This is a genomic window from Amycolatopsis sp. NPDC049688, assembly GCF_040674975.1.
Taxonomy (GTDB): domain Bacteria; phylum Actinomycetota; class Actinomycetes; order Mycobacteriales; family Pseudonocardiaceae; genus Amycolatopsis.
This window is the reverse complement of the sequence record NZ_JBFANY010000003.1, coordinates 880554-907236: the sequence shown is the minus strand read 5'-3', so window position 1 is coordinate 907236 and position 26683 is coordinate 880554. Positions and strand designations below refer to the sequence as shown.

At 71.9% G+C, this 26683-nt stretch carries 25 protein-coding genes; 10 read left to right on the top strand and 15 right to left on the bottom strand.

All coding sequences use genetic code 11. The features are described from left to right. Positions 1-133: 133 nt before the first annotated feature. From AB0J55_RS15255 to AB0J55_RS15245, 3 genes are all read right to left on the bottom strand, one after another. On the bottom strand, positions 134-1306 hold the full coding sequence (locus tag AB0J55_RS15255; RefSeq protein WP_364248155.1) for a glycosyl hydrolase: 1173 nt from the start codon (positions 1304-1306) through the stop codon (positions 134-136). A 168-nt stretch (positions 1307-1474) separates the two neighbouring features. Further along, positions 1475-1849 (bottom strand): VOC family protein, encoded by a 375-nt coding sequence (locus tag AB0J55_RS15250; RefSeq protein WP_364248153.1) that lies wholly within the window; start codon positions 1847-1849, stop codon positions 1475-1477. Then, complete coding sequence (locus AB0J55_RS15245; RefSeq protein ID WP_364248151.1) at positions 1846-2568, bottom strand: ArsR family transcriptional regulator; 723 nt, start codon at positions 2566-2568, stop codon at positions 1846-1848. The genes AB0J55_RS15250 and AB0J55_RS15245 overlap by 4 nt, the downstream gene beginning before the upstream one ends. Before the next feature lie 53 nt (positions 2569-2621). Here AB0J55_RS15245 and AB0J55_RS15240 point away from each other — a divergent pair, with 53 nt between their 5' ends. Then, positions 2622-3773, top strand: a complete 1152-nt coding sequence (locus AB0J55_RS15240) for an acyl-CoA dehydrogenase family protein (RefSeq protein ID WP_364248149.1) — start codon at positions 2622-2624, stop codon at positions 3771-3773. Between the two features lie 364 nt (positions 3774-4137). On the opposite strand, the gene AB0J55_RS15235 is transcribed toward AB0J55_RS15240, so the two are convergent. Then, on the bottom strand, positions 4138-6423 hold the full coding sequence (locus AB0J55_RS15235) for a LuxR C-terminal-related transcriptional regulator (protein WP_364248147.1): 2286 nt from the start codon (positions 6421-6423) through the stop codon (positions 4138-4140). Positions 6424-6571: 148 nt separating this feature from the next. On the opposite strand from AB0J55_RS15235, the gene AB0J55_RS15230 reads away from it, so the two are divergent. Genes AB0J55_RS15230 through AB0J55_RS15220 form a run of 3 tightly spaced genes read left to right on the top strand, consistent with a single transcriptional unit; the run spans position 6572 to position 9858 of the window. Continuing rightward, positions 6572-7597 carry an amidohydrolase family protein gene (locus AB0J55_RS15230; RefSeq protein ID WP_364248145.1) on the top strand — a complete coding sequence of 342 codons (1026 nt, stop codon included), beginning with the start codon at positions 6572-6574 and terminating at the stop codon, positions 7595-7597. Next, positions 7594-8487, top strand: coding sequence for an amidohydrolase family protein (locus tag AB0J55_RS15225; RefSeq protein WP_364248143.1), 894 nt, complete (start codon positions 7594-7596; stop codon positions 8485-8487). Before AB0J55_RS15230 ends, AB0J55_RS15225 begins: the two co-directional genes overlap by 4 nt. 18 nt (positions 8488-8505) lie before the next feature. Further along, a complete protein-coding gene (locus tag AB0J55_RS15220) occupies positions 8506-9858 on the top strand; it encodes an MFS transporter (protein ID WP_364248141.1) in 1353 nt (450 codons plus the stop codon). Here AB0J55_RS15220 and AB0J55_RS15215 read toward each other — a convergent pair. Both AB0J55_RS15215 and AB0J55_RS15210 read right to left on the bottom strand, forming a co-directional pair. Next, complete coding sequence (locus AB0J55_RS15215; RefSeq protein WP_364248139.1) at positions 9855-10658, bottom strand: spore photoproduct lyase family protein; 804 nt, start codon at positions 10656-10658, stop codon at positions 9855-9857. The genes AB0J55_RS15220 and AB0J55_RS15215 overlap by 4 nt on opposite strands. 301 nt (positions 10659-10959) lie before the next feature. Next, on the bottom strand, positions 10960-11730 hold the full coding sequence (locus AB0J55_RS15210) for a DUF1932 domain-containing protein (RefSeq protein ID WP_364248137.1): 771 nt from the start codon (positions 11728-11730) through the stop codon (positions 10960-10962). A 78-nt stretch (positions 11731-11808) separates the two neighbouring features. Between AB0J55_RS15210 and AB0J55_RS15205 the strand changes: the two genes are divergently transcribed. The 3 genes from AB0J55_RS15205 (at position 11809) to AB0J55_RS15195 (ending at position 14630) form a co-directional block, all read left to right on the top strand. Next, complete coding sequence (locus tag AB0J55_RS15205; protein ID WP_364248135.1) at positions 11809-12483, top strand: GntR family transcriptional regulator; 675 nt, start codon at positions 11809-11811, stop codon at positions 12481-12483. Positions 12484-12885: 402 nt separating this feature from the next. Next, positions 12886-13590, top strand: coding sequence for a 4-carboxy-4-hydroxy-2-oxoadipate aldolase/oxaloacetate decarboxylase (locus AB0J55_RS15200; protein ID WP_364248133.1), 705 nt, complete (start codon positions 12886-12888; stop codon positions 13588-13590). After that, complete coding sequence (locus AB0J55_RS15195; protein ID WP_364248131.1) at positions 13587-14630, top strand: 4-oxalomesaconate tautomerase; 1044 nt, start codon at positions 13587-13589, stop codon at positions 14628-14630. The genes AB0J55_RS15200 and AB0J55_RS15195 overlap by 4 nt, the downstream gene beginning before the upstream one ends. A gap of 133 nt (positions 14631-14763) precedes the next feature. Here the strand turns inward: AB0J55_RS15195 and AB0J55_RS15190 are convergent, their stop codons facing one another. Next, positions 14764-15759, bottom strand: a complete 996-nt coding sequence (locus tag AB0J55_RS15190; protein WP_364248129.1) for a LacI family DNA-binding transcriptional regulator — start codon at positions 15757-15759, stop codon at positions 14764-14766. Positions 15760-15842: 83 nt separating this feature from the next. Here AB0J55_RS15190 and AB0J55_RS15185 point away from each other — a divergent pair, with 83 nt between their 5' ends. Together AB0J55_RS15185 and AB0J55_RS15180 are read left to right on the top strand one after the other, a co-directional pair. Continuing rightward, entirely contained in the window at positions 15843-16700 is an 858-nt protein-coding gene (locus AB0J55_RS15185) for a phytanoyl-CoA dioxygenase family protein (protein WP_364248127.1), read from the top strand. A gap of 41 nt (positions 16701-16741) precedes the next feature. Further along, on the top strand, positions 16742-16882 hold the full coding sequence (locus AB0J55_RS15180; RefSeq protein ID WP_364248125.1) for a hypothetical protein: 141 nt from the start codon (positions 16742-16744) through the stop codon (positions 16880-16882). Between the two features lie 61 nt (positions 16883-16943). Here the strand turns inward: AB0J55_RS15180 and AB0J55_RS15175 are convergent, their stop codons facing one another. Beyond that, positions 16944-17066 carry a hypothetical protein gene (locus tag AB0J55_RS15175; protein WP_255410324.1) on the bottom strand — a complete coding sequence of 41 codons (123 nt, stop codon included), beginning with the start codon at positions 17064-17066 and terminating at the stop codon, positions 16944-16946. 182 nt (positions 17067-17248) lie between these two features. On the opposite strand from AB0J55_RS15175, the gene AB0J55_RS15170 reads away from it, so the two are divergent. Then, the gene (locus tag AB0J55_RS15170) at positions 17249-18001 is read left to right on the top strand and encodes a ZIP family zinc transporter (RefSeq protein WP_364248123.1); all 753 of its coding nucleotides are present in this window, start codon (positions 17249-17251) and stop codon (positions 17999-18001) included. Between the two features lie 118 nt (positions 18002-18119). On the opposite strand, the gene AB0J55_RS15165 is transcribed toward AB0J55_RS15170, so the two are convergent. The 7 genes from AB0J55_RS15165 to AB0J55_RS15135 all read right to left on the bottom strand — a co-directional run bounded on the left by AB0J55_RS15165 (position 18120) and on the right by AB0J55_RS15135 (position 26535). Beyond that, positions 18120-18935 (bottom strand): trypsin-like serine protease, encoded by an 816-nt coding sequence (locus tag AB0J55_RS15165; protein ID WP_364248121.1) that lies wholly within the window; start codon positions 18933-18935, stop codon positions 18120-18122. Between the two features lie 111 nt (positions 18936-19046). Further along, entirely contained in the window at positions 19047-19925 is an 879-nt protein-coding gene (locus tag AB0J55_RS15160) for a CU044_5270 family protein (protein WP_364248119.1), read from the bottom strand. Continuing rightward, positions 19918-20508, bottom strand: a complete 591-nt coding sequence (locus AB0J55_RS15155) for an RNA polymerase sigma factor (RefSeq protein ID WP_364248117.1) — start codon at positions 20506-20508, stop codon at positions 19918-19920. Before AB0J55_RS15155 ends, AB0J55_RS15160 begins: the two co-directional genes overlap by 8 nt. Before the next feature lie 102 nt (positions 20509-20610). Next, a complete protein-coding gene (locus tag AB0J55_RS15150; protein WP_364248115.1) occupies positions 20611-21084 on the bottom strand; it encodes a MarR family transcriptional regulator in 474 nt (157 codons plus the stop codon). 143 nt (positions 21085-21227) lie between these two features. Continuing rightward, positions 21228-21572, bottom strand: coding sequence for a hypothetical protein (locus tag AB0J55_RS15145; RefSeq protein WP_364248113.1), 345 nt, complete (start codon positions 21570-21572; stop codon positions 21228-21230). Positions 21573-21688: 116 nt separating this feature from the next. Further along, positions 21689-24832: a family 43 glycosylhydrolase gene (locus AB0J55_RS15140; protein ID WP_364248111.1), complete on the bottom strand. Its 3144-nt coding sequence runs from the start codon at positions 24830-24832 to the stop codon at positions 21689-21691. Between the two features lie 461 nt (positions 24833-25293). Continuing rightward, positions 25294-26535, bottom strand: a complete 1242-nt coding sequence (locus AB0J55_RS15135) for a hypothetical protein (RefSeq protein ID WP_364248109.1) — start codon at positions 26533-26535, stop codon at positions 25294-25296. Positions 26536-26683: the final 148 nt, after the last annotated feature.

Genomic DNA, 26683 nt, shown 5'->3' with positions numbered 1-26683 from the left:
GGGGGGGGGGCTGGTTCGGCGGGGGCGGTTGTTACTGGGGGGGGGGGGTTCGTGTGGGGTTGGTGGGCGTGTTTTGTTTTTATTAAATTCAAGAACACTGTTTCTCACTCACGACGAGCTGCGGCAGAAGTGGTCAGCAGTGGCCGAGGTCGCGCCACTGGGCGGTGAGGCCGGGCTCGGACCCCTGGGTCCACCAGTTCGCCTGCCAGAGGTGGGCGTTGTGCTTCGCCCGCTGCCCTTCCAGGTAGACCGTGCCCCAGTCCCATTCCGGCGCGGTCGAGCAGTCGGCGGGCTGGGACGGCGTGGTGGGCGTGGTGGGTGTCGTCGGCGTGGTGGGTGTGGTGGTCGCCGGGGGAGTGGTCGGGGTGGTGCACCCGCTGACGGTGTCCACATGGGACGTTCCGGCGCTGCGGTACTGCCCGGCCTTGGCGACCGCGTCGGTGGGCGAAACGACCTGGTTGCCCGCGTAGTACGTCCAGTCGACCTGTTCGGTGTAGACGCTGTTCCCGCTCGTGTGCCCGGCGGTGTCGATGAACCACATGTTGTAGTTGATCGACATCGGGGTGCGCGGGTACACCGGGTTGCCCTGCGCGTCGGTCGTGTGGTCCGCGGTGAGGACGCCGTCGAGGTAGTACTTCACGTGGCCGCCCGACACCTGCGTGACGATGTCGTGCCAGCCGGCGAAGCTGCGGTTCTGCGCGGTGGACGTGCGCAGGCCGTCCCACGACGGGTTGTTCCAGTAGGTGTACCAGCTGGTCTGGTAGTCGGCCTGGGGGCCGCCCCAGCCGCCGTTGGGCAGGTACTCGGAGAAGTCGAGCTCGCTGTAGAGCGGGTCGCGGTCGTACCGCAGCGGGGAGATCGTGAAGTACGTTTCGTTGACGTGGTCGCCGTCGGGGCCGCTGTCCGGCGCGTCGGTGAAGCGGACCCGGCTGGCGTACGTGCCGTTCAGGAACCGCAGCTGGTTCTGGTACAGCTCGGCGTGCGTGGTGCCCGCCGCGCTGCCGTCCGTGGTCGCGGTGAGCTGGGCGACGCGCTCGCCGCCGACGCTCGGGAAGCTGATGTTGCTGCTCAGCCAGCGCGCGCCGGGCACCCCGGGGCTGCCGACGTCGTTGCGGGTGGTCCAGCCGGCTCCGCCGAACGCGGGATCGGCGGGCGAGGCGTAGTGGAAGTCGTCGAACAGCACGCCGCAGTCGGCGGCCGCGGCCGCCGGGCTGGCGTCGGCCCCGCCGGAGAGGAGCAGGGCGGTCGCGGCCACGGTCGCGACGCTCGTCAGGACTGCAGTGGTGGTTCGGGTTCTGCGGGACATGGGTCTCCTCCTGGGGATGCCGTCCGCGGGGAGCGCCGATTGGTCTAGACGAATCAGGTGGCCAGTACCTTCCTCTTGACCATTGGTAAAGTCAAGAAGGCAGCAGAACTTACCTTTGGTAAGGCATGGCGAAGGGCCCCGCGGACCTCGGGGCGGGGTGGAGTGTGGTCAGCGCGCCGGCTGGAACAGCTCGACGAGGTTGCCCGCCGGATCGGCCAGGAGGATCTGCCGCCCGCCGGGGCCGGAGACCACCTCCGTGCGGAAGGTCAGCCCCGCGCCGGACAGCCGCGCGATCTCGGCGTCGAGGTCGGCGACGACCAGGTGGATGCGGTTGCGCCCGGCGGCGGCGGAGTCCGCGGGCGTGGCCCGGGCGCCCGAGCTGGCCGGCCCGGACAACAGCAGGCGCAGCGGGCCGCGCACGACGTCGGCGAACGCGGGCGCGGCGCTCATCCGCACCTCGAACCCCAGGTGGGTCGTGTAGAACTCGAGGGCCGCCGGGACGTCGTCGACGATGTACCGCACGCTCGCGTACTGCTCGCTCATGACCGGGCCTCCTGGCCGAGGGCCGGCACCAGGTGCCGGACGCGGGTGTCGAGTTCCGCCGCGGTCCTGGCGAACGAGCCGGGGTCCCCCGCGGGTTCGGGAATGCTCCAGTGGCGGCGCCGCGGGTGGTGCGGGAACTCCGGGCAGACCTCGCGGACCTTGTCGCACACCGTGATGACGTGGTCGAACCGGTCCCCGGCGACGGTGTCCAGGTGCCGCGGCCGCTGCCCGGCGACGTCGATGCCGAACTTCTCGCTCAGCACCAGCACCGCGCCCGGGTGCAGGGCGGCCTTCGGGTGGCTGCCCGCGCTGGTCACCGTCACCTGCCCCGCGGTGCGCCGGCGCAGCAGGGCTTCGGCGATCGGGGAGCGGGCGCTGTTGCCGGTGCAGACGAACAGCACGGCGATCCGCCCGGCCGGCGGCGGCGTTTCCGGGCGCAGCGCGGGGTGCAGAGCCGCGCCGGCCGCGGCCAGCGCGCCCGCGCAGCGGTCGAGATCGAGGTGGTAGTAGCTGTCCCGGCCGTCGAAGGTGCTGCGGGAGGCCGTCACGAGACCGCCTTCGCGCAGCAGCCGCAGGTGGTAGGAGACCAGGTTCTGCGGCTCGCCGGCCTGCGCGACGAGTTCCCGGACCCGCAGGTCGCCGCCGGCGAGCGCGGTCAGCAGCGCCCACCGCAGCGGGTGGGCGGCCAGGCGGACGAACGCGGGCGGCTCCGGGGCCATCCGGCGAGATTACATCAAATCGGTTTGATGGAGAAGGCCGTCATGATGAGCGCATGGAGCTGACGGAGGAAGAAGCCGGGATCGTCGCGGTCGTGCGGGACTTCGTGGACCGCGACGTCCGGCCGGTGGCGCGGGAGCTGGAGCACGCCGACACCTACCCCGAAGCGCTCATCGAGCGGATGAAGGAACTCGGCGTCTTCGGCCTCGCCGTTCCCGAAGCGTGGGGCGGGACGCCGGTGTCGGCCCGGTGCTACGCCGAGGTCACCGAGGAGCTGGCGCGCGGCTGGATGAGCCTGGCCGGCGCCATGGGCGGGCACACCGTCGTCGCCGAACTGCTCGCCGGGCACGGAACCGCCGAGCAGCAGGCGCGTTACCTGCCGCGGATGGCCACCGGCGAGGTCCGCGCGACGATGGCGCTGACCGAACCGGGCGGCGGGTCCGACCTGCAGGCCCTGCGCACCACCGCCCGCCGCGACGGCGAGTCCTTCGTGGTCGACGGCGCGAAGACCTGGATCACCAACGCCCGGCGGTCGCAGCTGGTCGCCCTGCTGTGCAAGACCGATCCGCACGCGGAACCCGCGCACGCGGGCATCAGCATCCTGCTCGTCGAGCACGGCCCGGGCTTCGAAGTCTCCCGCGACCTGCCGAAGCTGGGCTACAAGGGCGTGGAAAGCTGCGAACTGTCCTTCTCCGGGTTCCGGGTGCCGTCGAGCGCACTGCTCGGCGGCGAAACCGGCCGCGGATTCGCGCAGATGATGCGCGGGCTGGAGCTCGGCCGCATCCAGGTGGCCGCCCGCGCCCTCGGCGTCGGGCGGGCCGCGCTCGAGGATTCCCTGCGGTACGCCCAGGAGCGCGAGACGTTCGGCAAGCCGATCTGGCAGCACCAGTCGGTCGGCAACCACCTCGCCGACATGGCCACCAAGCTGGAGGCGGCGCGCCAGCTCGTCCACCACGCCGCCCGCCGCTACGACTCCGGCGAGCGCGCCGACCTCGAGGCCGGGATGGCGAAGCTGTTCGCCTCCGAGACGGCGATGGAGGTCGCGCTGAACGCCGTCCGGATCCACGGCGGTTACGGCTATTCCACGGAGTTCGACGTCGAACGCTACTTCCGGGACGCGCCGCTGATGATCGTCGGCGAAGGCACCAACGAGATCCAGCGCACCGTCATCACCCGGCAGCTGATCCGGCGCCACCGCGCCGGCTGAGGCGGGGATCGAGCGTGGCGGGGCCGTGCCGACTTGGGGGGAGGGGAAGGCACGGCCCCGCCACGCTCTGCCGGGCGACGCGAGGTGGCGCCGCGTGCCCGGCTGGTCCGAAGTGCCCTAGCGGGTCCGGTTCGTTCCCGTGTGGACAGTCCAGGGTGGATTGCCGCATTGCGGGCGCCAGGTGCCGACGTGCACCCATTGGCGGCCCCACGCGTGGGACATGAGGACGGTCGGGCGCCGGCACCGGGGGCAGGTCTGCGGGGCCGAGTCGATGGACACTCGTCCTCCTCCGGGCGGTGGCTGGTGGCGGGGAAAAGGATCGTCCGAACGAGACGGGAGCGGACCGGGGAAACTACCCGGATCGCTACCCGGCCCGGCCCGCCAGCCACGACGCCACCTGGGTGCGGGAGGTGAGGCCGAGCTTCACCAGGATGTTCTCGACGTGCCCCTCCACGGTCCGTCCGCTGAGGACGAGGGCGGCCGCGATCTCCTTGTTGGTCATGCCCCGCGCCACCAGCTCGGCGATCTCCCGCTGCCGCCGTGTCAGCCCACCGGGCGGGGCCGCCTCGGCGGCCGGTGCCGCGGGCGGCCGCTCGCCCAGTGCACACCGGACGACCTCGTCGAGGCCGGAGCCGGCCGCCTCGGCGAAGGCCGCGTCGAACGCCTCGGCCCCGAGCGCCTGGCGGGCCAGGGCCGCGCACTGCTCGTCGACGCCCTGGTAGGGACTCATCTCGCCGACTCGGGCGCCGCTGAGCCGCCACACCGAAGCCGCGCACCCGAGCAGCCGGGCCACCCGGTCGTGCGCCCCCTCGGCGGAGCGGCACCACGCGAGCGCCTCCACGAGGAACGCGAGCAGCGTGCGGTCCGGCAGCCGCAGGGCGACGGCCTCGCGCAGCAGCTCCGCCGCCGCCCCGGGTGCGTCCGCTCGCCACCGGTGGATCGCGACCGCCCACAGCGCGTAGCCCCGCGACCACTGGGCCTGGTGCCGGTCGGCCAGGGCGAGCGCCTCCTCGGCGACGGCCGCGCCGCGCGGGTCGCCGAGGAAGAACCGCACCGCGGCGAGCAGGATGAGCGTGTCGAACACCAGCAGGGCGTCCCCGGCCGTGCGGTACCCGGCGAGCGCCCGTTCCAGCAGCGCGGCGCCGCCGGTCAGGTCGCCGGCGAAGAACGTGGCCATGCCGGCGCATTCCGCGTGGCCGGCCCGGAGCCGGTCGTCGGCGAGCTCCTCGGCGAGCTCGGCCAGCTCCGCCAGCAGTTCCGCGTGCGGCGCCCCGGTCTGGATCGCGAGGAATGCCATCGCGTACAGCCCGCGCGCCCGGACCAGCGTGCGCCCGGCACACAGCTCGAGGCCGCGCCGCAGGTGGGCGCAGCCCTCCGGGACGAGGCCGCCGCCGTACCAGAAGTTCCACAGCGACGCGGCGATGTCCAGCGCCTGGCTCGCCCGCCCGGGATCGGCGAGGCAGTGTTCGAGCACGGCCCGGAGGTTGGCGTTTTCGCGCCGGAGCCGGCCGAGCCACTCCGCCTGCCGCGGGCCGAACCCTTCCGCCCGGTAGCGCCGCGCGAGGTCCGCGTAGTACGCGGCCTGCCGGGCCCGCACGCCGGCCTCGCCGCCGCCTCCGGCCAGTTTGGCGCCGCCGTATTCGCGGACGGTCTCCAGCATGCGGTACCAGGCGTGCCGTCCGAAGGTGCCGTTCCGGCGGCTGAGGACGGACTTGTCCACCAGTCCCGTGACGACGTCCAGCGTGCTGCCGCCACCGGCTTCCGCGGGCGCGCAGACCTGCTCGGCGGCGTCGAGGTCGAAGCCGCCGGGGAACACCGACGCCTGCGCCCACAGCCGTTGTTCCGCGGGCGTGCAGAGCTCGAAGCTCCAGCCGATCGCCGCTTCGAGGGTCCGGCGGCGGGGCCGGGCGGCGCGGGGGCCCGCGGTGAGCAGGCCGAGCCGGTCGTCGAGCCGCTCGAGGACCTGGTCGGCCGACAGCACGCGGACCCGGACGGCGGCCAGTTCGATGGCCAGCGGGATGCCCTCCAGCCGGCGGCAGATCCGGCTCACCGCGGCCCGGTTGCCCGGGGTGAGTTCGAACCCGGGCGAGACGGCGGCCGCACGCTCGGCGAACAGCGTCACCGCCTCGGCGGGCCCGCCGTCGTCGTCGTCCGGCGGGACGGGCAGCGGCTCGACGTGCAGGATGTGCTCGCCCTCCACGTGCAGCGTGTGCCGGCTGGTGGCCAGCACCCGCAGCCCGCCGGAGCCCGCGAGCAGCTTCGCGGCCAGCGTCGCGCACTCGTCCGCGACGTGCTCGCAGTTGTCCAGCACCAGCAGCAGCTGCCGGTCTTCGAGGTATTCGGCGAGCCCGGCCGCCTGATCGCTGGTGCCGCGCAGGCCGAGCGCCGCCGCCACGGCGTTCGGCACCAGGCGGGGGTCGCCCAGGTCGGCCAGCTCGACCAGCCACACGCCGTCCGGGAAGGCCCGGCGCACGTCGGCGGCGACCCGCAGGGCCAGCCGCGTCTTGCCGACGCCGCCGGCACCGGTAAGCGTGACGAGCCTGGCCGCCGCCAGCAGCCGTTTCACGGCCCCGACCTCCTGCCGCCTGCCGACGAAGCTGGTCAGCTCCGCGGGCAGATTGCCGGTGCTGCGGCGGGATCGGGCACCCATGCGGAGAGTGTAGGTCCGGACGGGCGAGGCTCAAGCCGGACCGGCGGACGGCCGGAGCCTGCGCGAACTACTTCGTCGCAGATATTGTTAACAATCTCATCGACGATTAGGGTGCGGGTATCGAGACCCGAAGTGACGAGGAACCAGCGTGATCATCGACTGCCACGGCCACTACACCACCGCGCCACCTGCCCTCGCGGCGTGGCGCGACCGGCAGGTCGCCGCCCTGGACGGCGCCTGCCCCGCGCCCACCCGCGCCGGCCTGCGGATCAGCGACGACGAACTGCGCGAGACGATCGAGCCGAACCAGCTGCGGCTGATGGACGAACGCGGGATCGACCTGACGATCTTCTCGCCCCGCGCCTCCTTCATGGCCCACCACGTCGGCGGCTTCGAGACCTCGGCGGCGTGGGCGGCGATCTGCAACGAGCTCTGCCACCGCGTCGCCACGCTCTACCCGGAGCGGTTCGCGCCGGCGGCGATGCTCCCGCAGTCCCCGGGCGCCGACCCGGCGACGTGCATTCCGGAGCTGACCCGCTGCGTCGAGGAGTACGGCGCCGTCGCGCTGAACCTCAACCCCGACCCGAGCGGCGGCCACTGGACGGCCCCGCCGCTCACCGACCGGTCGTGGTACCCGATCTACGAAAAGATGGTGGCCTACGACATCCCGGCGATGGTGCACGTCAGCACCAGCGTCAACCCCGCCTTCCACACCACCGGCGCGCACTACCTCAACGCCGACACGACCGCGTTCATGCAGCTCGTGCAGGGCGACCTGTTCACCGACTTCCCCACGCTGCGGCTGGTCATCCCGCACGGCGGCGGCGCGGTGCCCTACCACTGGGGCCGGTTCCGCGGCCTGGCGATGGCACTGGGCAAGCCGGAACTGGAGGAGCACGTGCTGAACAACGTCTTCTTCGACACCTGCGTCTACCACCAGCCGGGCTCCGACCTGCTCTTCGACGTCATCCCGGCCCGCAACATCCTGTTCGCCTCGGAGATGATCGGCGCGGTCCGCAGCGTGGACCCGCGCACCGGCCACCACTTCGACGACACCCGCCGCTACGCCGAAGCCGCGAAACTGTCCGAAAAGGACTGGGCGGCGATCCGGGAGCACAACGCCCGCGCCGTCTACCCGCGCCTGGACGCGCTCCTGAAGGGCCAGGGCCGGTGACCGCGGCCAAGACACCGGGCTGGCTGGACTGGTGCGCCGAACCGTCCACACCGGACTTCCGGCTGCCGCCCGGCGCGGTCGACGCCCACTGCCACGTCTTCGGCCCGCAGGCGGAGTTCCCGTTCGCGCCGGAACGCAAGTACACCCCGTGCGACGCGGGCAAGGACCGGCTCTTCGCGCTGCGCGACCACCTCGGCGTCTCGCGGAACGTCGTCGTGCAGGCCACCTGCCACGGCGCCGACAACTCCGCGATGGTCGACGCCGTCCGGGCGTCCGGCGGCCGGGCGCGGGGCGTCGCCACCGTCCGGCCCGACGTCGGCCAGGCCGAACTGCGCGAGCTGCACGCGGCCGGTGTCCGCGGCGTGCGGTTCAACTTCGTCAAGAGGCTGGTCGACACCGCACCCCACGACGACCTGGCCGCGATCGCGAAGAAGATCGCCCCGCTCGGCTGGCACGTCGTACTGTACTTCGAGGCCGCCGACCTGCCCGAGCTGGAAGGCTTCTTCGGCACGCTGCCGGTGCCGCTGGTGATCGACCACCTGGGACGGCCGGACGTCACGAAATCTGTGGGAGGCCCGGAATTCGGCCGGTTCCTGGAGTTCGCCGCCCGCCACGACGTCTGGGTGAAGGTGAGCTGCCCCGAGCGGCTCACCGTCACCGGGCCCCCGGCCTACGCCGACGTCGTGCCGTTCGCCCGCCGCGTCGTCGCCGCGTTCCCGGACCGGGTGCTGTGGGGGACCGACTGGCCGCACCCGAACCTGAAGCACCACATGCCCGACGACGGCCTGCTCGTCGACCACGTCCCGCGGATCGCGGACACCCCCGAAGCGCAGCGCAAGCTGCTCGTCGACAACCCGATGCGCCTCTACTGGCCCGGCGAAACCGCCTGAACCCCCGAAGGGCATGCAATGCAGCACGCCAACGCGCTCAACCGGCTGAACCGCCTGCCGATCGCGCGGTTCCACAAGTACACCCTGTTCGCCGTCTCGTTCGCCTACTTCTTCGAGTTCGCCGACATCAACAGCTTCGCCACCACCGCACCCAAGCTGATCAAGCTCTGGGGCGTGACGGTGGACCAGGTCGCTTACGTGACGTCGCTGTCGTTCGTCGGGATGTTCTTCGGCTCGATCATCGCGAGCACCATCGCCGACCGCTGGGGCCGGAAGAACGCGCTCGTGCTGACGACCGTGTGGTTCGGCGTCTTTTCGTTCGCCGCGGTGTTCTCGTGGGACATCGTGTCGCTGGGCGTGTTCCGGGTGCTGACCTCGGCGGGCCTGTCGGCGATGACCGTGGTCGCGGTGATCTACGTCAACGAGCTGTACCCCGCGGCGAACCGCGGCAAGTACCAGGCGTACGCGATCGTGATCGGCATCTGCGGCACGCCGGTGACCAACCTGATCGCGAGCGTCGTGGTCCCGCTGGGCGACTGGGCGTGGCGGCTGGTCTACCTGTGGGGCGCGCTCGGCGTCCTGCTCGTGCTGTTCACGCGGCGGCTGAAGGAGTCGCCGCGCTGGCACGAAAGCCGCGGCGAGCACGCCAAGGCCGATGCGGTGCTGCGGGAAATCGAGGCGCAGGTCGCGGCGGAGAAGGGCCCGCTGCCGGAACCCGCGCCGCCGGCCGGGGAAGCCCCGGTGGCGAAGGCGCCGCTGCGGTTGCTGCTGCGCAAGAAGTACCTGCTGCCGACGCTGTTGCTCACGGTCCTGTGGGTGACGCAGACGATCGGGTTCTTCGGCTATTCGAGCTGGGCGCCGACACTGCTGGCCAAGGAGGGCTTCAGCGTCGAGAAGTCGGTGTTCTACGTGGCCCTCACGACGGTCGGCGCGCCGCTGGGCTCGTACCTGGCGGCCCTCGTCACCGACCGCTTCGAGCGCAAGTGGTGCCTGGTCGCGTTCGGCGCGGTGATCGCGCTGTGCGGGCTGTTGTACGGGCTCACGTTCAACCCCGTGCTGATCGTGGTGTTCGGCTTCCTGGTCAACATGTTCGAACGCGGCTACACGGCGCTGGGGTACGCGTATTCGCCGGAGCTATTCGACACCCGCGGCCGGTCGCTGGGCACGGGCGTGTCGTACGGCCTCGGGCGGCTGTCCAACGCGGCGGGCCCGCTGATCGTCGCCGCGTTGTACACCGGCAGCGGCTACCGGAGCGTGTTCTTCTTCATCGCCGGCACGTGGCTAGCCGGTGCGGTGGTGCTGGCGGTCTTCGGGCCGCGGACGCGGCAGGCGCGGCTCGCGCGCGCCACCGCGGAGCCGGCCGGCGTCTAGAAGGCGTACCGGACGCGCAGGTAGGGCGCGTGGACGGCGATGAGGTCGAGCAGCTCGTCCAGCAGGGCCCGCTTGTGGCCGGCGCGGTAGCGGACGTTCACGCCGCCGCCCTCGCTGCGCTTGGTCTCCTGCAGGTCGGGCCGCCACAGGACCTGCTCCGCCTTCGGGTGCCAGCCGAGGTTGACCTCGTGCAGGCCGCGGTTGTGCGTCAGCATGATCACCTCCGCGGCCAGCTGGGCCTTGGTGGCGTCGTTCGTGGCGTCGCCGAGGTCCTGCAGCAGCCGGGTCCAGTCCTCGAGCCAGCCGTCGTAGACGACGACGGGGCTGAAGTTGACGTGCACCTCGTACCCCGCGGCGACGAAGTCGTCCAGGGCGCGCAGCCGGTCGGCGATCGGGCTGGTGCGCAGGTCCAGCAGCTTGGCGGGCCGCTCGGGCATCAGCGAGAACCGGATCCGGGTGCGGCCGCGCGGGGCGGGCTCCAGCAGCCCGCGGTGGACGTACTTGGTGGCGAAGGACGCCTTCGCCGCCGGTTGCCCGGCGAACAGGCCGATCAGGTCCGCGACGTTGTCGCTGACGAGGGCGTCGACCGAGCAGTCCGAGTTCTCGCCGATGTCGTACACCCACGCGGCGGGGTCGCACTGGTTCGGCTCGCCCTTGCGGCGGGGGACGTAGCAGTAGGCGCACGCCATCGCGCAGCCGTGGGACGTCGACGGGGCGATGAAGTCGGCCGAGCGCCCGTTGGGCCGGGCGGTCATCGACTTCTTGATCCCCACGACGAGGGCTTCGCGTTTGATGCGCACCCAGCGGCGGACGTTGGTTTCGTCGCCGTGCAGCTCGGGGATGCGCCAGTGGCTGCCGACCCGACCTCGACGACGGTCGCGCCGGGGAAGCGGTCCAGCACCTGGCGGCCGCGGGGGAGCTCGGCGGCGGCGGGCTCGACGTAGATGCGCGACGGGGCGAGCAGCTTCTCCCGCTCGAGGGCCGCGTCTGTCAAGGGAGGTTCACCTGCGCAGTCTCGGGGCTGCCGAGTCTACCCGTGCTGCCGGCCGGGGCAGGGGGTCGCACCACCGCGCGAAGTCCGTGACAGTCCACTGGCGACGGTCAACAATCCTGCCGGAGGTGCTGGAGCTGATCGCGGGCGGCGGTGGCGACGTCGGCACGGACGCCGAGCTCGCCGAGCATTTCGGCAGCGGCCGCCATCTCGGCCGTGCGGCGGACCGCGTGCCGGTGGGAGCCGTCGACCAGCCGGTCCACGGTGGCCGCGTCGGCAGCGGTGAGCTCGCCGACGATGATCTTGCGGAGCCAGTCTTCGCAGCCCGCGGCCCGGGCGGCGCGCAGGGCCTCGACCACGGCGGCGGACATGCCTTTGAAGAAGACGCTGCGCAGCAGCTTGCGTTCGGCGGCGAGCCCGGCCTCGCCCGGCATGACCTCGACGGCCGCGCCGAGGGGGTTCAGGAGTGCGGCGACGGTGCCGGCGGCGGGCCCGGTGGCCAGCATCGGCACCCGCAGCCCGCGGCCGGGAACGGGGGCCATGATCGCGACGTCGGCGAAGGCGGCGCCCCGGTCGGCGGCGAGGGTGGCGAGCTGCCGTTTGGTGCCGGGGGAGGCGGTGTTCAGGTCGGCCCACACTGCTCCGGGTCCCAGCCCGGCAACCCCGGCCGCCAGGGCATCGAGGGCGGCCGACGCGCTGTTGACGCTGAGCACGAGGCCGGCCCCGCGGGCGGCGTCGGCTTCGGAGGCGGCGGGCACCACGCCGCCGGGGGCCGCGACGGCCGGGTCGTACCCCCGGACGGTGACCCCGGCCGCCACCAAATCGCGGGCGAACGCGCTCCCCGCTTCGCCGAGTCCGAGTACCGCGACGGTTCCGGTCATAGCAGAATCCTCCTCGCCAGCTACGATCGAGTACACGAAGTGCTCGACAAAATTGTCAACAATAACGGAGCCCAGGTTATGACGGAGAGTGCTGCGGACCGGCAGCCGGGGGAGCGTTCCGTGGTGGCGGCGATCCGCGACGCCATCGTCCGCGGCGAGTTCGTGCCCAACCAGCGGCTGGTGGAGGCTGATTTGTCGGCCCAGTTCGGGGCGAGCCGGGCGACCGTGCGGGCGGCGCTGATCGAGCTGACGAACGAGGGGCTCGTGGAGCGGGTGCAGAACCGGGGCGCCCGGGTGCGGGCGGTGTCGCTGGCGGAGGCCGTCGAGATTTCCGAGGTCCGCATGATGCTGGAGTCCCTGTGCGCGGCCAAGGCGGCGGAGCGCATCTCGGACGCCGAGGTGGGCGAGCTGCGCGAGCTGGGGGAGCGCATGCAGATGGCGGTCGCGGGCGGGGACGTGGTCGGGTATTCGGGCTTGAACCAGCGGCTGCACCGGAGGATCCGCGAAATCAGCGGCCAGCGGACGGCGGCGCAGGTGCTGGAGCGGCTGCGCGGGCAGAGCGTGCGGCACCAGTTCCGCCTGGCGATGCGCCCCGGCCGCCCGCAGGTCTCGCTCCCGGAGCACCTGGCGATCATCGACGCGATCTGCGCGAACAACCCGGAGAAGGCGGCCGAGGCGGCGCGGGTTCACCTGGCGAGTGTGATCGAGGCGCTGAAGGCGGCTGACGCCGAGGTTTCGCCGCTTCACGCCTGACTCGCGCCCGGCAACTCCCCTTTCGCGCCACCTGGTCTTGCTGCGCCCGGTGCCCGGTGCCCGGTGCCCGGCGCCCGACGCGCCCGGCGCCCGACGCCCTGCGCCCGACGCCCTGCGGCCTGCGCCCGGCGCCCGGCGCGCGGTGCCCGGCGCCCGATGCCCGCGGCCCGATGCCCGCGGCCCTGCGCCGGCCGGCCGGCGCAGGGCACCGGCCGCCCGCCCGCCCCGCCTTCGCCTCGCCTCGCCCTCCCGCACCGCTGGGCTCGTGCCCAGAGGGTCGGCTCACGTATCCCGAGGGTCAGTTCGCGTACCTGGAGCGTCGGTTGCCGAGCCTTCAGGCATCCACCAACCTCGCCGCCAAAATTGTTGACAATTTCGTCTACCGGATCGTACGGTGGCCGTATGAAGCCCGTCATCGTCACCGATCCGCCGCGTGCCGACCTCGGTCAGGTTGCCCGTCTCGCGGACTACGGCGTCGCCACCGTTCACGAGGCTCTCGGCCGGTCCGGGCTGCTCGGGCCGGAGCTGCGGCCGATCCAGGCGGGCGCGCGGGTCGGTGGTACCGCCGTCACCGTGCTCTGCTGGCCCGGGGACAACCTGATGATCCACGCGGCCGTCGAACAGTGCCGCGAAGGCGACCTGCTCGTCGTCACCACCACCTCGCCCAACCGGGACGGTCTCTTCGGCGAGCTCTTCGCCACCGCGCTGCGCCGCCGCGGGGTGCGGGGGCTGGTCACCACCACCGGGGTCCGGGACGTCGCCGATCTGCGGGCGCTCGGCTTTCCCGTCTGGTCCGCCGCCGTCAGCGCCCAGGGCACCGTCAAGGCCACCGCCGGTGCCGTCAACGTGCCCGTCGTCGTCGGCGGGCAGCTCGTCCGGCCCGGTGACGCCGTCCTGGCCGACGACGACGGTGTCCTCCGCGTCCGGCGCGAAGACGTCCAAAATGGACTGGAACGAGCCCAGGCCAGGCTGGAAAAGGAAGCCGAGGCCAGGGAAGCCTTCGCGAACGGCCAGCTGGGCCTCGACCGCTACGGCCTGCGCGAAAAGCTCGAAGCCCTCGGCGTCCGCTACCTGACCGCCGAGGAATACGAAAAGGAGCAGGCATGACCGGCGTGCGCTGCATGCTCATGCGCGGTGGCACCTCCAAGGGGGCCTACTTCCTCGCCGACGACCTGCCCGCCGACCCCGCCGCCCGCGACGACCTGCTCCTGCGGATCATGGGCACCCCCGACCCGCGCCAGATCGACGGCCTCGGCGGCGCCCAGCCGGTCACCAGCAAGGTCGCGATCGTCTCGGAGGCCACCGATCCCGGCCACGACGTCGACTACCTCTTCCTGCAGCTCGGCGTGGAGGAGTCCACCGTCTCCGACCGCCAGACGTGCGGCAACCTCCTGGCCGGCGTCGGGCAGTTCGCCGTCGAACGCGGGCTCGTGCCCGCCGGCCCCGAACGCACCACCGTCCGCGTGCGGCTGCTCAACACCGGTTCGATCGCCGTGGCGACTTTCGCGACACCCCACGGCGAAGTCGACTACCGCGGCAGCACAGTCATCTCCGGCGTCCCCGGCACCGCCGCCCCGGTCGAGCTGGACTTCACCGGGACCGAAGGATCCGTCTGCGGCAGCCTCCTGCCCACCGGCCACGTCCGCGACGACGTCGGCGGCGTCGAAGTGTCCTGTGTGGACAACGGGATGCCGGTCGTCGTCGCGCGCGCGGAAGACCTCGGCATCACCGGGTACGAGCCGGTCGAGGAGCTCGCCGGCCCCCGGCTCGCCGAACGGATCGACGCCCTGCGCGTCGAAGCCGGGAAGCTGATGGGCCTCGGCGACGTCCGCGGCAGCTCGGTCCCGAAGACCACGCTGGTCGCCGCGCCTCGCGACGGCGGCGCCATCTGCACCCGCACCTTCATCCCGGTCAAGCCGCACCCCTCGATCGGCGTGCTCGGGGGCGTCAGCGTCGTCACGGCCTTGCTGCTCGACGGCGCCGTCGGCCACGAGCTGCTCGAAACCGGTCGCGGACCCGTGCAGATCGAGCACCCGAGCGGCAAGCTCGCCGTGGCGATCGAATTCGACGGGTCCCGCGTCCGCCGGTCGGTCGTGATCCGCACCGCCCGGAAACTGTTCGACGGCACCGTTTTCCCCCGTTCCTGAGGGGCCGGCCTTGCCCGCACGCCGCCGGTGGCCGAGCCGGGTCGCCTTGTCGACACGGGGACGTTGCGGCCGGGCCGCGGTGGTTCTGCCGGCCCGGCCCGGGCGGCTACCCGGTGAAGCCTGAGCCGCACACTCAGCTCGTCTCGCGCACTTCCAGGTGGTGCGGCGCGACGATGGACCGCGGGGGTGCCGGCTCCGCCGCCTGGCGCGCCAGGCGGTCGAGGGCGAGTTCGGCGATGCCGTCCTTGTCCGGTGACACCGTGGTCAGGGCCGGCACGCTGTAGCGGCCGTCTTCGATGTCGTCGAAGCCCACCAATGCCACCGACTCCGGCACCGCGACGCCGCGGTCGGCCGCGGCCCGCAGCGCTCCCAGTGCCAGCTCGTCGGTGAAGCAGAAGACCGCGTCGGGCGGGGCGCCGGCGTCCAGCAGCCGCAGCATCGCCGCGTGGCCGTCGGCCCGGTGCAGGCGCCCGACCGGCACTTCGAGCTCCGGCTCGGCGGGCAGCCCGGCTTCGGCCAGTGCCTGCCGGTAGCCCGCGAGCCGCTGGCGGGCGGTCGCGTTCAGCGAGCGCGGCTGGATGCCCAGCGCCGCGACGCGACGGCGGCCCGACGCCAGCAAGTGCGCGGTGGCCTCGCGCGCGGCGGCGACGTTGTCGATGGCGACGTGGTCGACGCCGGCCGTGCCGTCGTGCTCGCCGAGCAGCACCAGCGGGACCGGGTCCGTCCGCGCGGCCAGCTCCGCGGGCGCCACCGCCCACGGGCTGAACAGGACGCCGTCGACGAGCTGGCTGCGCTTGCCGTGCAGCAGCTCCTTCTCGCGCTCGGCGTCGCCGTCGGTCTGGTCGATGAGCACCGTCAGGCCGCGGGCGCCGGCCACGCGCACGGTCCGCGCGGCGAGCTCGGCGAAGTACGGCGAGTCGATCTCCGGGATCACCAGCGCGACCAGCCCGGTCCGGCCCTGGCGCAGCGTCCGGGCGGCCAGGTTGGGCCGGTAGCCCAGCGCGTCGATGCTCGCCTGCACCCGCTGCCGGGTCGCCGGGGCCACGTAGCGGAACCCGTTGACCACGTTGGACACCGTGCGCACCGACACGCCGGCGTGCTCGGCGACGTCGCGCAGTTTCGGGTTCACCGCCGCATCGTACCTCTTGCAACGTGGCATGCCACGTTGCAAACTGGCGTCGCCACGCCGTCGTTCCCACGTTGGAGGTCAGGATGACCGCGCACCAGACCGTCCCCGCCCCGCTGCCCGCGGCCGAACTCGCGGCGCTGACCGGCCGCCTGTACGCCGACGGCATCATCGGCCTGCCCGGCGCGTTCACCCGCGACTGGGTGCGGCGGCTCGGCGAAGACATCGACACGGCGTTCGCCGAGGCCCGCGCCCGGCCGGACGGCGCCGTCGGCCGCGGCCCGAACCGCTTCTACGTCGAGATCCACCCGGAGCAGCTGCGCGGGTTCACCGACCTCGTCACCCACCCGTGGATCACCGCGGTCGCCGAGTCGGTGCTGGGGCCGGCGTACCGGATCGTCGAGGTCGGCTTCGACGTCCCGCTCGCGGGCGCGGTCGACCAGCCGTGGCACCGGGACTTCCCGATGCCCGCCGAAACCGCGCGCGACCGCAGGCTGACGTCGCTGGCGGTCAACGTGACCGCGGTCGACACCGAGCCGGACATGGGGCCCTTCGAGATCGCGCCCGGCACCCACTGGGACGACGGCAGCGCGTTCGAGCACGGCATGTTCCCGCCGAGGGACACCTACCCGCGCTACCGCGAGCTCGCCACCCGCAAGTTCCCGAAGATGGGGGACATCTCGATCCGCTCGGCGCTGACGGTCCACCGCGGCACCGCCAACCACTCGGCCCGGTCGCGCCCGGTCCTGGTCCTGGGCCTCGACGCGCCCGGCGCCGGCAACGACGCCCGCCACGACACGGCGGTGACCCACGGGTTCTGGGCGGCACTGCCGGACTCCGTGCGCGCCCACCTGGACTGCCCGGTCGTCGACGTCCTCCGGCCGATCACGCAGAAGCACACGATCGAGGGTCTCGTGATGGGTGAATCGGGGGACGCGGGCTGACCCCGATGTTTGCGTCGCGCGGACGAGGGCATCACGGGGCCATGGCTGAAGCGGGAATCACCGAGATGTCAGGCCGGGCCGGGGTCACCGCCGCCCTGCGACGCGTACTGCTCGCCTTCGGGGTCGGGGGTGCGCTGGCGTGCCTCGCCTGGATGGCGTTGTGGCTGGCCATGCACGTGTAGGTCCCCACCTCCGGTGCTCAGGCTCCGGCCACGTGCGCTGACGCCGTGGCCGGAGCCTGTTTCACTGGCAGGCTTCGCAGTCCGGGTCGTCGATGCGGCACGCGGCACCGTCGGTGAGCGGGAAGTCGAAGTCCTCCAGCACGGGCACGGTGGCGGACTCTTCCGGAGTGGTGGTGGCGGACATGGCCCTCCCTTGTGGACGAACGCTTACTCCTGTGTGTAGCGCCGAAGATCGCCGGGCATTCCGTGACGCGCGCCACACCCTCTCGAAATGTCCGCGCACCTCAGGACCCTGCGTGTTCGGCCGTGGCCACAGTGGGTAGTCCGTTCGTCGGTGACTTCCGGTGCCGGTGAAAGGTGGTTTTCGTGCCGCAGTGGGTGGAGGCGGGGCTGTGGGGCCTCGTCGGCGGGGCCGCGCTCGTGGTCGGCGCCGCCGTGGCGTGGTGGGTGCGCGTCTCGCGGCGGGTGGTCGCCGGGATCATGGCCTTCGGGGCCGGGGTGCTGATCTCCGCGCTCGCCTTCGACCTGGTCGACGAGGCGCAGCAGGCCGGCGGGCTCGGCCCCACCGCGGGTGGTTTCCTCGGCGGCGCGGCCGTGTACGTCCTGATCAACGTGCTCCTCGCGCGCCGCGGCGCCCGGCACCGCAAGCGTTCCGGCGACCAGCAGCCGTCCGAGCAGGACACCGCGGGCAGCGGGGCGGCGATCGCGGTCGGCGCGCTGCTCGACGGCATCCCGGAATCCGTGGTGCTCGGCGTGTCCCTGCTCGGCGGCGGCGGGATCGGCGTCACCGTGCTCGCGGCCGTGTTCATCTCGAACGTCCCGGAAGGGCTCTCCAGCGCGGCCGGCATGAAGGCCGCCGGGCGCAGTGCCCGTTACGTCTTCGGCGTGTGGACCGGCATCGCGGTGGCCAGCGGGATCGCCGCCCTGGTCGGCAACCTGCTGCTGCGGACCGCGTCTCCCGCGACCGTCGCCGCGATCACGGCGGTGGCCGCGGGGGCGATCCTGGCCATGATCGCCGACACGATGATCCCCGAGGCGTTCGAACGGACCGAGCTCTACACCGGCCTCCTGGCCACCATCGGCTTCCTGACGGCATTCGTCATCGGGCACGCCGGCTGAGCGCGACCGCGACGACGACCCCCCAGCTGCCAGGCGGTGCGGGCCGGCGCCCTCGATGTGCTCTCGCTCGAGCCGGCCGGCCACTTCACCGGCATGGGGTTCGACCCGGACCTGCCGATCACCCGGTCTGTTCGCGGATCCAGTCCGCCACGACGTCGACCCTGGCGATCGTCTCGGGCCCCGGCTGGGGGCACGGCGGCCCGGTGTTGACGATGCCCACCAGCGTCCCGCCGCGGTCGTCGTCCGACACGAAGAACGGGCCGCCGGAGTCCTCCGGGCACGGGCCGTTCTCCACCGTGCGGGTGCCGACCGGCTGGGCCTCCAGGGTCGCCTGGCCGAGGCCCGACACCCGGAACCGCCCGCGTTTGAGGTGGTCGGACGGGCCGAGCACGGTCGCCGAATGCGAACCCCAGCCGGCGAACTGCAGCTGCTGGCCGATCGCCGGACGCCGGTCGGCCAGCGTCACCGGGGCGATGTCCTCGATCGGGCGGCCGAGCTTCGCCACCGCGAGGTCGTTCACCGGCGACTGCCGGACGTCGACGACCTCGGTCGTGTACCCGCCGGGATCGGTGTCCTTCAGCCGCCCGACGGTCACGGTCATCGTGTACGGCGGCTTCCCGCCGATCCGGGCGTCCTTCAGGTCGTGGAAGCAGTGCCCGGCGGTGACGATCCACTGCGGCGCGACCAGCGAGCCGCTGCAGGCGCCGCTGCGCACACCGCCGCCCGGGACGGGGATGTCCTCGGACGTCAGCTTCGCGTTGAAGGGCAGGACCGGGTTCGGCGCCGGTGGTGGGGGAGTGGTGGTCACCGGCGCCGTCGTGCCGCCCACGCCGTACCCGCCGGTCGCCGCGGCCAGCACGGGTCCTGCGGCCGGAACGCCGGTCACGGTGTGGGCGAACGCGAGCCCGGCCCCGGCCAGGAGCCCGGTAGTCATGGCTCGCGCGCGGAAGAGCCGCCGTCGATCCGAAGGTGTCCTCACACCTGAATGCACGGATGGGAGCGCGGAATGGTTGAGTGCCCGGCGGCCGGGCACTCAACCGGCCCGTCAGGGACGCTGACCCACCTCGTCGACGAACGTCTTCACCGTCACGGCGGTTTCGGGCGTGCCCAGGAACTGGTACGTCTTCGCGTCGAAGACCAGCACGACCGGCGTCGCCTTCGGGCTCGAGCCGGGGGACACCGGCCACGTGATCCCGACGCCGGGGCGGCCGGCGGCGTCGGTGACGTGGTCGAGCGCCGTCAGGCCCGGCACCCGCGCGGCCGCCTCGAACAGCGCCGCGTAGGACGCCGGTGGGAGAACCTGCTCGTAAGCCAGGTGGTAGACGTCCTTGCCCATGGAGTTGACGTCGCCCTTCCGGTCGCCGGCCTGGGCCTCGAGGTAGGCGAGCATCGCGTCGGCGGTCGTCGGCAGGTCCGTCCGGTAGACCGACCGGGGCGCGCAGTCCTCGAGCATTCCTTCCTTGCGCGGATCGTTCGTGCCGTACATCGGCGCCTTGCCGTTGCGGCAGCCTCCTTCCTTGAAGCCGCCGATCAGGCTGTCGCGGGTGCCGTCGACCGAAAACCAGACCTCGCGGACGTGGTGTTCCGGCTCCTCCGTCCGCACGTACAGGAACTGGTCGGGCCGCGGCGGCTTGGCCGGCTCCTTCAGCGCCGCGCTCGCCGCTTCGGTCAGCACCTTCACCGGGTCCGCGTGCGCGACGCCGGCCCCGATGCCGACCTGCTCGGCGGGGGCGAGCGCGACGACGCCGGTGATCGCGGCGGCCAGGCCGATCGACGCACCGGCAGCCCAGAACAGCCGGCCCGGCCGGCGCCGCCGTTCACCGCGGGCCGCGGCCAGCAGCCGCTCCCGGGCCGGGGTGAGGTGCTCCGGCGACGCGAAGCCGACGGTTTCCGCGCGCTCGCGGATCAGGTCCAGGTCATCCATGAGCGGAGGTCTCCTTCACGAGGTCGAGGCGGCCGAGCTCGGCGCGGACGCGGCCGCGGGCCCGGTTGAGGCGGGACTTGACGGTGCCGACGGGAATGGCCAGCGCGTCGGCGACTTCCTGGTAGCCGAGTCCCTCGGCGGCGACGAGCAGCAGCACGTCCCGCTCCCGGGGCCGCAGCGCGGCCAGGGCCCGGTCGAGCCGCTGCCCGAGGGCCTGCGCGCTGACCTGGTCGGCGACCCGGTCGGCGTGTCCCTCTTCGGCGGGCGGCGGCCCGACAGCGAGGCGGAGCTTCAGTTCGCGCACCTCGGTCCGCCGCTGCCGGGCGACGAGGTTGGTGGCGATCCCGTAGAGCCACGGCCGGGCGTCGGACCGGGCGAGGTCGAACTTCGCCCGCTTGTCGAACGCGATCAGGAAGGTGTCCGCCAGGACGTCGTCGGCGGTCGTCGGGCCGAGCCGCCGGGCCAGGTAGCGGTGGATGTGCCGCGAGTGCCGGTCGAAGATGACGGCGAACAGGCTCGGCTGCTGCCGCGACCGCGCGATCACGCTCGCGTCGTCGTCGGCATCGGTGTCTTCCGGGGTCATCGCCCGCCTTTCGCTCCGGCCAGTGTCATCGGCTCTTCACGGGCCGGGCGGAACGGGTTCGGCGAATCACCGGGATTCGGCGGCGAAAGTGACGCAGTTCACTCAGGAGCAGGGATCGCCTTCGGCGAGCATGCGGCGGTTCGCCTCGCCGAGCCCGTTGGCCAGCGCGTCCAGCTGCTCCGGCGTGAGGACGTCGATCAGCAGCTCGCGGACCAGGGCGACGTGCCCGGGGGCGGCTCGCTCCAGCAGGGCCGCGCCCTCGTCGGTGAGCACGGCGTAGACGGCCCGGACGTCGCTCTCGCAGGCGCGGCGGCGCACCAGCCCGGCCTGTTCCAGCTGCCCGATCTGGTAGGTGAGCCCGCTCTTGGAGTTGGACACGGCGCAGGCGAGCTCGGCCATCCGCAGCTCGCGGTCCGGGGCGCCGGCCAGCCGGGCGAGGATTTCGTACTGCAGGTGGGACAGGCCGGCGTCCCGCTTGAGCTGCTGGTCCATCCGCTGGTGGAGCAGGGTGTAGGTGGTGCGGAAAGCGGTCCAGGCGCGCTGTTCCCCGTCGCTCAGCCACCGTGGACGACCCATGCCACCACGGTACCCGGTGTTCAAATTCGAACGGGCCTACCGCCGGGCCGCGGCGGCCGCCAGCTGCTCGGTGATCTCGGCCAGCAGTTCGCTCGCCGCCTTCTCGAGCGCGGCGAGGTCGGCCAAGGTCGTTTCGGTGGTCGTCACGGGCACAGCTCCTCCTCCACGGCGTCGTGCCGGGCGATGACGGCGGCGGCGAAAGCGGCGTGCACGCGCAGGTACTCGTCGAGGCCCACCGCGGTGTCCGCCCAGGTGTGCCAGCGGACGTGGGCCTCGGCGACGTCGATCTTCGCGGCCGCGGCCACCGCCGCGGGGCTGGTGCCGGTGAGGATCGCCTGGTGCATGAGCGACGGCGACACGGTGTGGGCGAGCTCGGCCAGCGCGGCGAGGCGGGCGAGCTCGGCGAGGGCGTCGTGCGAGACCGGACGGCGCCGCGGCCGGGGGACCGGGCGGGAGTTCTCGAGGCCGTCGGTCAGGACGCTGGTCATCAAACGACTCCTGAGGCGGAAGCAGCTGAAGCAACCCGAACGGCGGATGTTTACCCCGGCCAAGCTGGGGTAAACACCGCCGCTCGTGATCTCCGTCTCATCAGGTGGGGTGACGCTCAGCTGAAGCGGACACCTCCGCAGTGCCAGGGGATGCGTTGCGGCCGCACGCTTTCCAGGGTCGGGACGACGGGGGCGATCGTCCCGTCGCGACGGAAGGTCAGCTTGTCGATCGTCGTTTCGCGGTGGGTGCCGTCGCCGCCCGGGATGCCGAAGCGGTGGTACGCGAGGTACCAGTCGTCGGTGCCGGGCACCTGCAGCATCGAGCTGTGCCCGGTGCCGAGGACGCCCAGGTGGGCGTCCTTGCTCAGGAGCACGCCGCGGTTGGTGAACGGCCCGGTGGGGCTGGGCGCGGTGGCGTAGCCGACGCGGTAGTCCGGGCTGCGGGTGTCGTCGATGGACCAGCTGAGGTAGTACGTGCCCTTCCGTTCCACCGTGAACAGGCCTTCGCGGAAGCCGTCGAGGCCGGTCAGGCGGGTGATCTTCGCCGGGTCGTAGGACACCATGTCGTCGTTCAGCGGGACCACGTAGGCGTTGCCGTTGCCCCAGTACAGGTACGGCTGTCCCGTGTGGTCGATGAACACCGCCGGGTCGATGGCCTGGCCGCCGTCGGGGTTCTTCGCGATCAGCGGCTTGCCGGAGTCGACGAACGGCCCGGTCGGGGAGTCGCTCACCGCGACGCCGATCTTGGCCTCGGCGCAGAAGTAGAAGTAGTACTTGCCGTTGTGCTGGGCGATGGTCGGCGCCCAGGCGTTCTTGTCCGCCCAGCCGACGTCCTTGCCGAGGTCGAGGATGACGCCCTCGTCCTTCCAGTCGACGAGGTTCTTCGACGACCACGCGGAGAACTTCGTGCCGCTCCAGCCGTCGAAGCCGTCGGTGGTCGGGTACAGGTAGTAGGTGTCGCCGAACGCGACGATGTTCGGGTCGGCGTTGTAGCCCGGCAGCACCGGGCTGCGGGTCTCGTGCGCCTCGACCGTCCACACGCGACGGTCGCCGCCCGCGCCGGTGACCGTGAACTGCTTGGGCGAGCTGAGGTTCACCGGCTTTCCGTTGTCCGGCTTGATGGTCGCGCCCGGCGCGAGGGTGAATTTCGGCGCGAGCCGCCGCAGGTCGGTGCCCGGCTTGACCGGTAGCACGACCGTCCCGGCGCCCGAGTCGACCACGGCCGGCGTCTTGAGCGCGTCGAGCTGCACCGAGCGGATCGCGGTGCTGTTCGACGGGAGCGTGGCGACCTCGGTCCCGGACAGCGCCCGGGCGTAGAGCCGCACGTCCTTCATCTTGCCGGTCAGCGTCTTGTCGCTCGCGTACACCGACCGGCCGAGGTAGTTCGCCGCGGTGACGCCGCCGCCGAGGTCCGACGGTTTGATGGTGGCGTTCGCGTTGCGGCCCACTTCGACGCCGTCCAGGTAGAGCACCTCGACGCCGTCGCCGACGGTCAGGGTCACGTTCTTCCACACCCCGCGCGGCAGCCCGCCGCCGGCGTCCGCCCCCTGCTCGGTGGTCCAGTTGCCGGTCGCGATGGCGCCGCGGAACCCGCCGCTCGCGGTGCCCCCGGTGGTGAACAGGTAGCCGTTGCCGGTGCCGTCCTTCGCCGTGTTGCCCAGGCCCCACAGGAAGTACGGCGTCTGCTGGTTCGGATCGACCAGGACGTCGGCCGACACGGTCGCCGCCGGCGCGCCGGTCAGCAGATTGTTCGGCAGCTGGACATGCCCGTTCTTGCCGCCGAAGGCCAGCGAGCCGTCGCTCCAGCTGACGTCGCCGGCCAGGGCGCCGTCGTAGCCGTGGCCGGTGGTGTCGGTCGCGACCGTGCCCGACTTCGCGTCGAGCGGCCAGTGCGCGACCAGGCCCTTCGCGTCGGCCTTGACCGGCGCCGGGGGCGCGCTCAGCCGGTTCATCTCGGCCTGCGTGACCGGCAGGACGGTGCCGTGCCGCGGCGACGCGGGCAGGTGCGCGCCGGCCGACATCGTCCAGTGGCCCGAGTTCAGGTCGGTGGTCTCGAACGGGACGTAGCCGCGGCCGCCGAACTCGTCGATGAACAGGTACCACTTGTTCTCGGTGTTCGACTTGAACCCGGTGGGTCCTTCGCCTGCGGAGAGGCCGGGGCTGGTCGCGGTGGCCTTGCCGATGCAGTCGGCGACGAAGCCGTAGTGCGGGTCGAGCAGGTCGGTGGCTTTTTCCTCGGTGATGAACTTGCTGCACGGCGTCGACGAGGTGTTGTTGCGCTCGTCCTTGGTGAAGCGGTAGTAGGTGTCCTGGTTCTTGATGACCGTCGAGTCGATCACCGAGTAGCCCGGGTCGATCCACACCTGCGGCGCGCTGAAGGTGACGAAGTCGCGCGTGGTCGCGTACATCATCCGGTTGTAGGAGTCACCGGTGTGGTTCGGGTCGTTCTCGGCGTAGAGCTTCGACGCCCAGTAGACGACGTAGGTGCCGCGCTTGGCGTCCCAGAACGCTTCCGGCGCCCAGGTGTTGCCGGCGGTCGGCGGCGAGACCTGCACGCTGCGCTGGCGCGACCAGTGGGCCAGGTCGGTGGACTCCCAGACCATGATCGACCGGCTCCCGGTCCGCTGCGCGGCGTCCCACCCGCGGCCGGCGTAGATCCGCAGATCGGTGGCCAGCAGGTAGAACTTGTCGCCGTCGGGCGAGCGCAGGATGAACGGGTCGCGCACGCCCAGTTCGCCGAGGCTCGACTTGAGGACGGGCTGGCCGTTGTTGAGCTCGCTCCAGTTCAGCGGGTCGTTGCCCTTGCTGAGGGCGGAGTAGATCTGCTCGCCGTTGGAGGTGCCCTCGCCGGTGAAGTAGAAGAAGCTGTAGCCGGCCAAGGGTTCCTGGACCGGCTTGGGGACGACGGTGGCGGTGAACTTCCGCGTGGTGCTTTCGCGGTCCCGGCTGAGTTTCGCGGTCAGGACGACTTTCGCGGGCGCGGCGCCGGTCGGCGGCCGGGTCACCTCACCCGTCGGCGTGATGACCCCGGGAGCGGACGACGTCCAGCTGACTTTCGTCCCGTCCGGCCCGGCGCCCGGCAGCGTGAGATTGCCGCGGACATCGTCGATATCGGGCACGGAGAGGGCGCTGGCGGCGGCGCGCAGAGCGGTGCCGGTGTCGGAGGGCGGCGCGGCACCGGCACCGGTGCTGCCCAGGGGCACGAGTGCGGCCGCGACGGCCAGCACAACGCCGAAACGGCGCGGGGAGAACAACTTCATCGTTGTCGGTTCCTTCGGGGGCGCGTCGGGGACCAGCGCATGTTAACGTTAACATGATCCGGGGTACGCTGACTTTAGGTCGGTCTCGCCCGGTGGTCAAGGGCCGGAAGACCGGTCGCGGCGGGCTCGATGCTTCGCGGTCACGAGGTGGATTGAGATGACAACGGTGTCGTCCAGCGGTGTCCGGGGTGATTCCCTGCGGCTGGCGGCAAGTCGGCGACATCGATCCGGCATGGCGGATATTCGCCATCCGATCGATCGGCCGGCGGCTCATGTTCGAGTTGTTTCCCGCTGTGATCCTGTCATTGACAAAGACCACCCCGCAGCTTCTCCGGGGTGGCCTTTGCGGTCTTGTGTCGACTTGCGGCTAGTTTCCGGTGTTGCCGCCGCCGCTGCTGCTCGTGCCTTTGTCATTCATGATTGATTGAGGTCCTCTCTGGGCGCGAGCGCCCCTGTTCGAATCAAGAAGCCGGCCAGGAGAAAGCGACGCCGTAGTTGTCGCGGGGGTGGCAACGTCCCGTAAAAGTGTGTTCCACGTTGCCATCGGCGATCGGCAGCCTACGCGGGTCACCCCGAGGGGGTGGTGTGAGTCGCTGTCGCTCGGTTTGTTCGGCATACCACCAGCACGCCGCAGGCAGTTCCGCGTCGTCGAATCTGATCCGGATGGTCAGGCCGGAAACGGGAACGTGCCCGTGGAGAAGGCGTCCCGGTGCGATGCCGTGGTGATCCACCTCGACGTTGACCCAGCGCCGTTCCTCCGTGATGTGATCATCGATTGCCTCGGAGACGAAGAAATGACTTTCGTTCCGCAGCAAAGGCCGAGGGAATCGCAGTTTTGTGACCAGCGATTCCCCGGTGCGAGAGAGTACCGGGTCGTCCAGGCGGCAGTTCCAGAGGGGTCGGACTGGGATGTTGGAAGGATGATCGGACCAACCGGTGAGGGCCCGGGCGAAGTACCCGTCGACACCGTCTTCCCGTGCGGTCACCAGTCGTTCGGTGATGCGCCGGTAAGCGGTCTTGTGCCGCATGAAGACGGTGGTGACGAACAGTATCAAAAACACCGGCTGGGCGCCGTCGGTGGGCGAACGGAAGCCGGCCGTCGGGTCCGCCGACCATGTATCGGCCGCTGGAGCTTTGTCATCGAAGCCGGCTTCCCTTGAGCGGGCGAGGGCCAGGTAAGGCTCCCAGCCGCCGGGATCTCCGGCGAGCCGGACGAGGTGGTCCCGGATCATCGGGGCCAGCTTCTGTGCCACGCCGTCTCGCCAGGCACGATGCATCGGTGTCGTCGTGGTCGGTCGCGGATCGCCGAAGACACCCGGCAACGCCAGTAGTTGGCTGAACCGGGCTTCCAGTGTCGACTTCCACGGTTCGGTGATTTCGGCCCGTCGCTCCAGGCGGAATGCGGCGTGGAGGGCGTTCCGGCGTCGCGATTCCCCGTTCGAGCCGATCCGGTTCACCGTGTGGATGATCAGGCCCCAGACGGCGAGGGCCCGCACCTCCGGCGCGCTCCCGCCCAGCGCAGCGGTGGGCGCGATCAGGGGCTCGAGCCGTACCGCCGATTCGCTTCTCGGGTCTCTGACGGCGTGCTGCAGGAGGGCGAGTGGCTGGGCGTGCCGTCTGGTCGCCAGCCAGCGCAGCGCTGCTTCGATCTCCGTCGCCGCGGTGGATGAAGGGTCGTGCCGCGAGCCTGACGGGTCGGTCACGGTTCCTCCGGTGGTGAAGCCGGGCGGCTTCGGCGGCCAGGGCCGACGACGTTGGGCAAGCCCAGGCGACGGTCGGCGAGCGTCGGCCGGGCTCCGGCGGAGAGAAACCACACATGGCCACGAAAGGTTCCAGGTGGCCGGGCGGTTC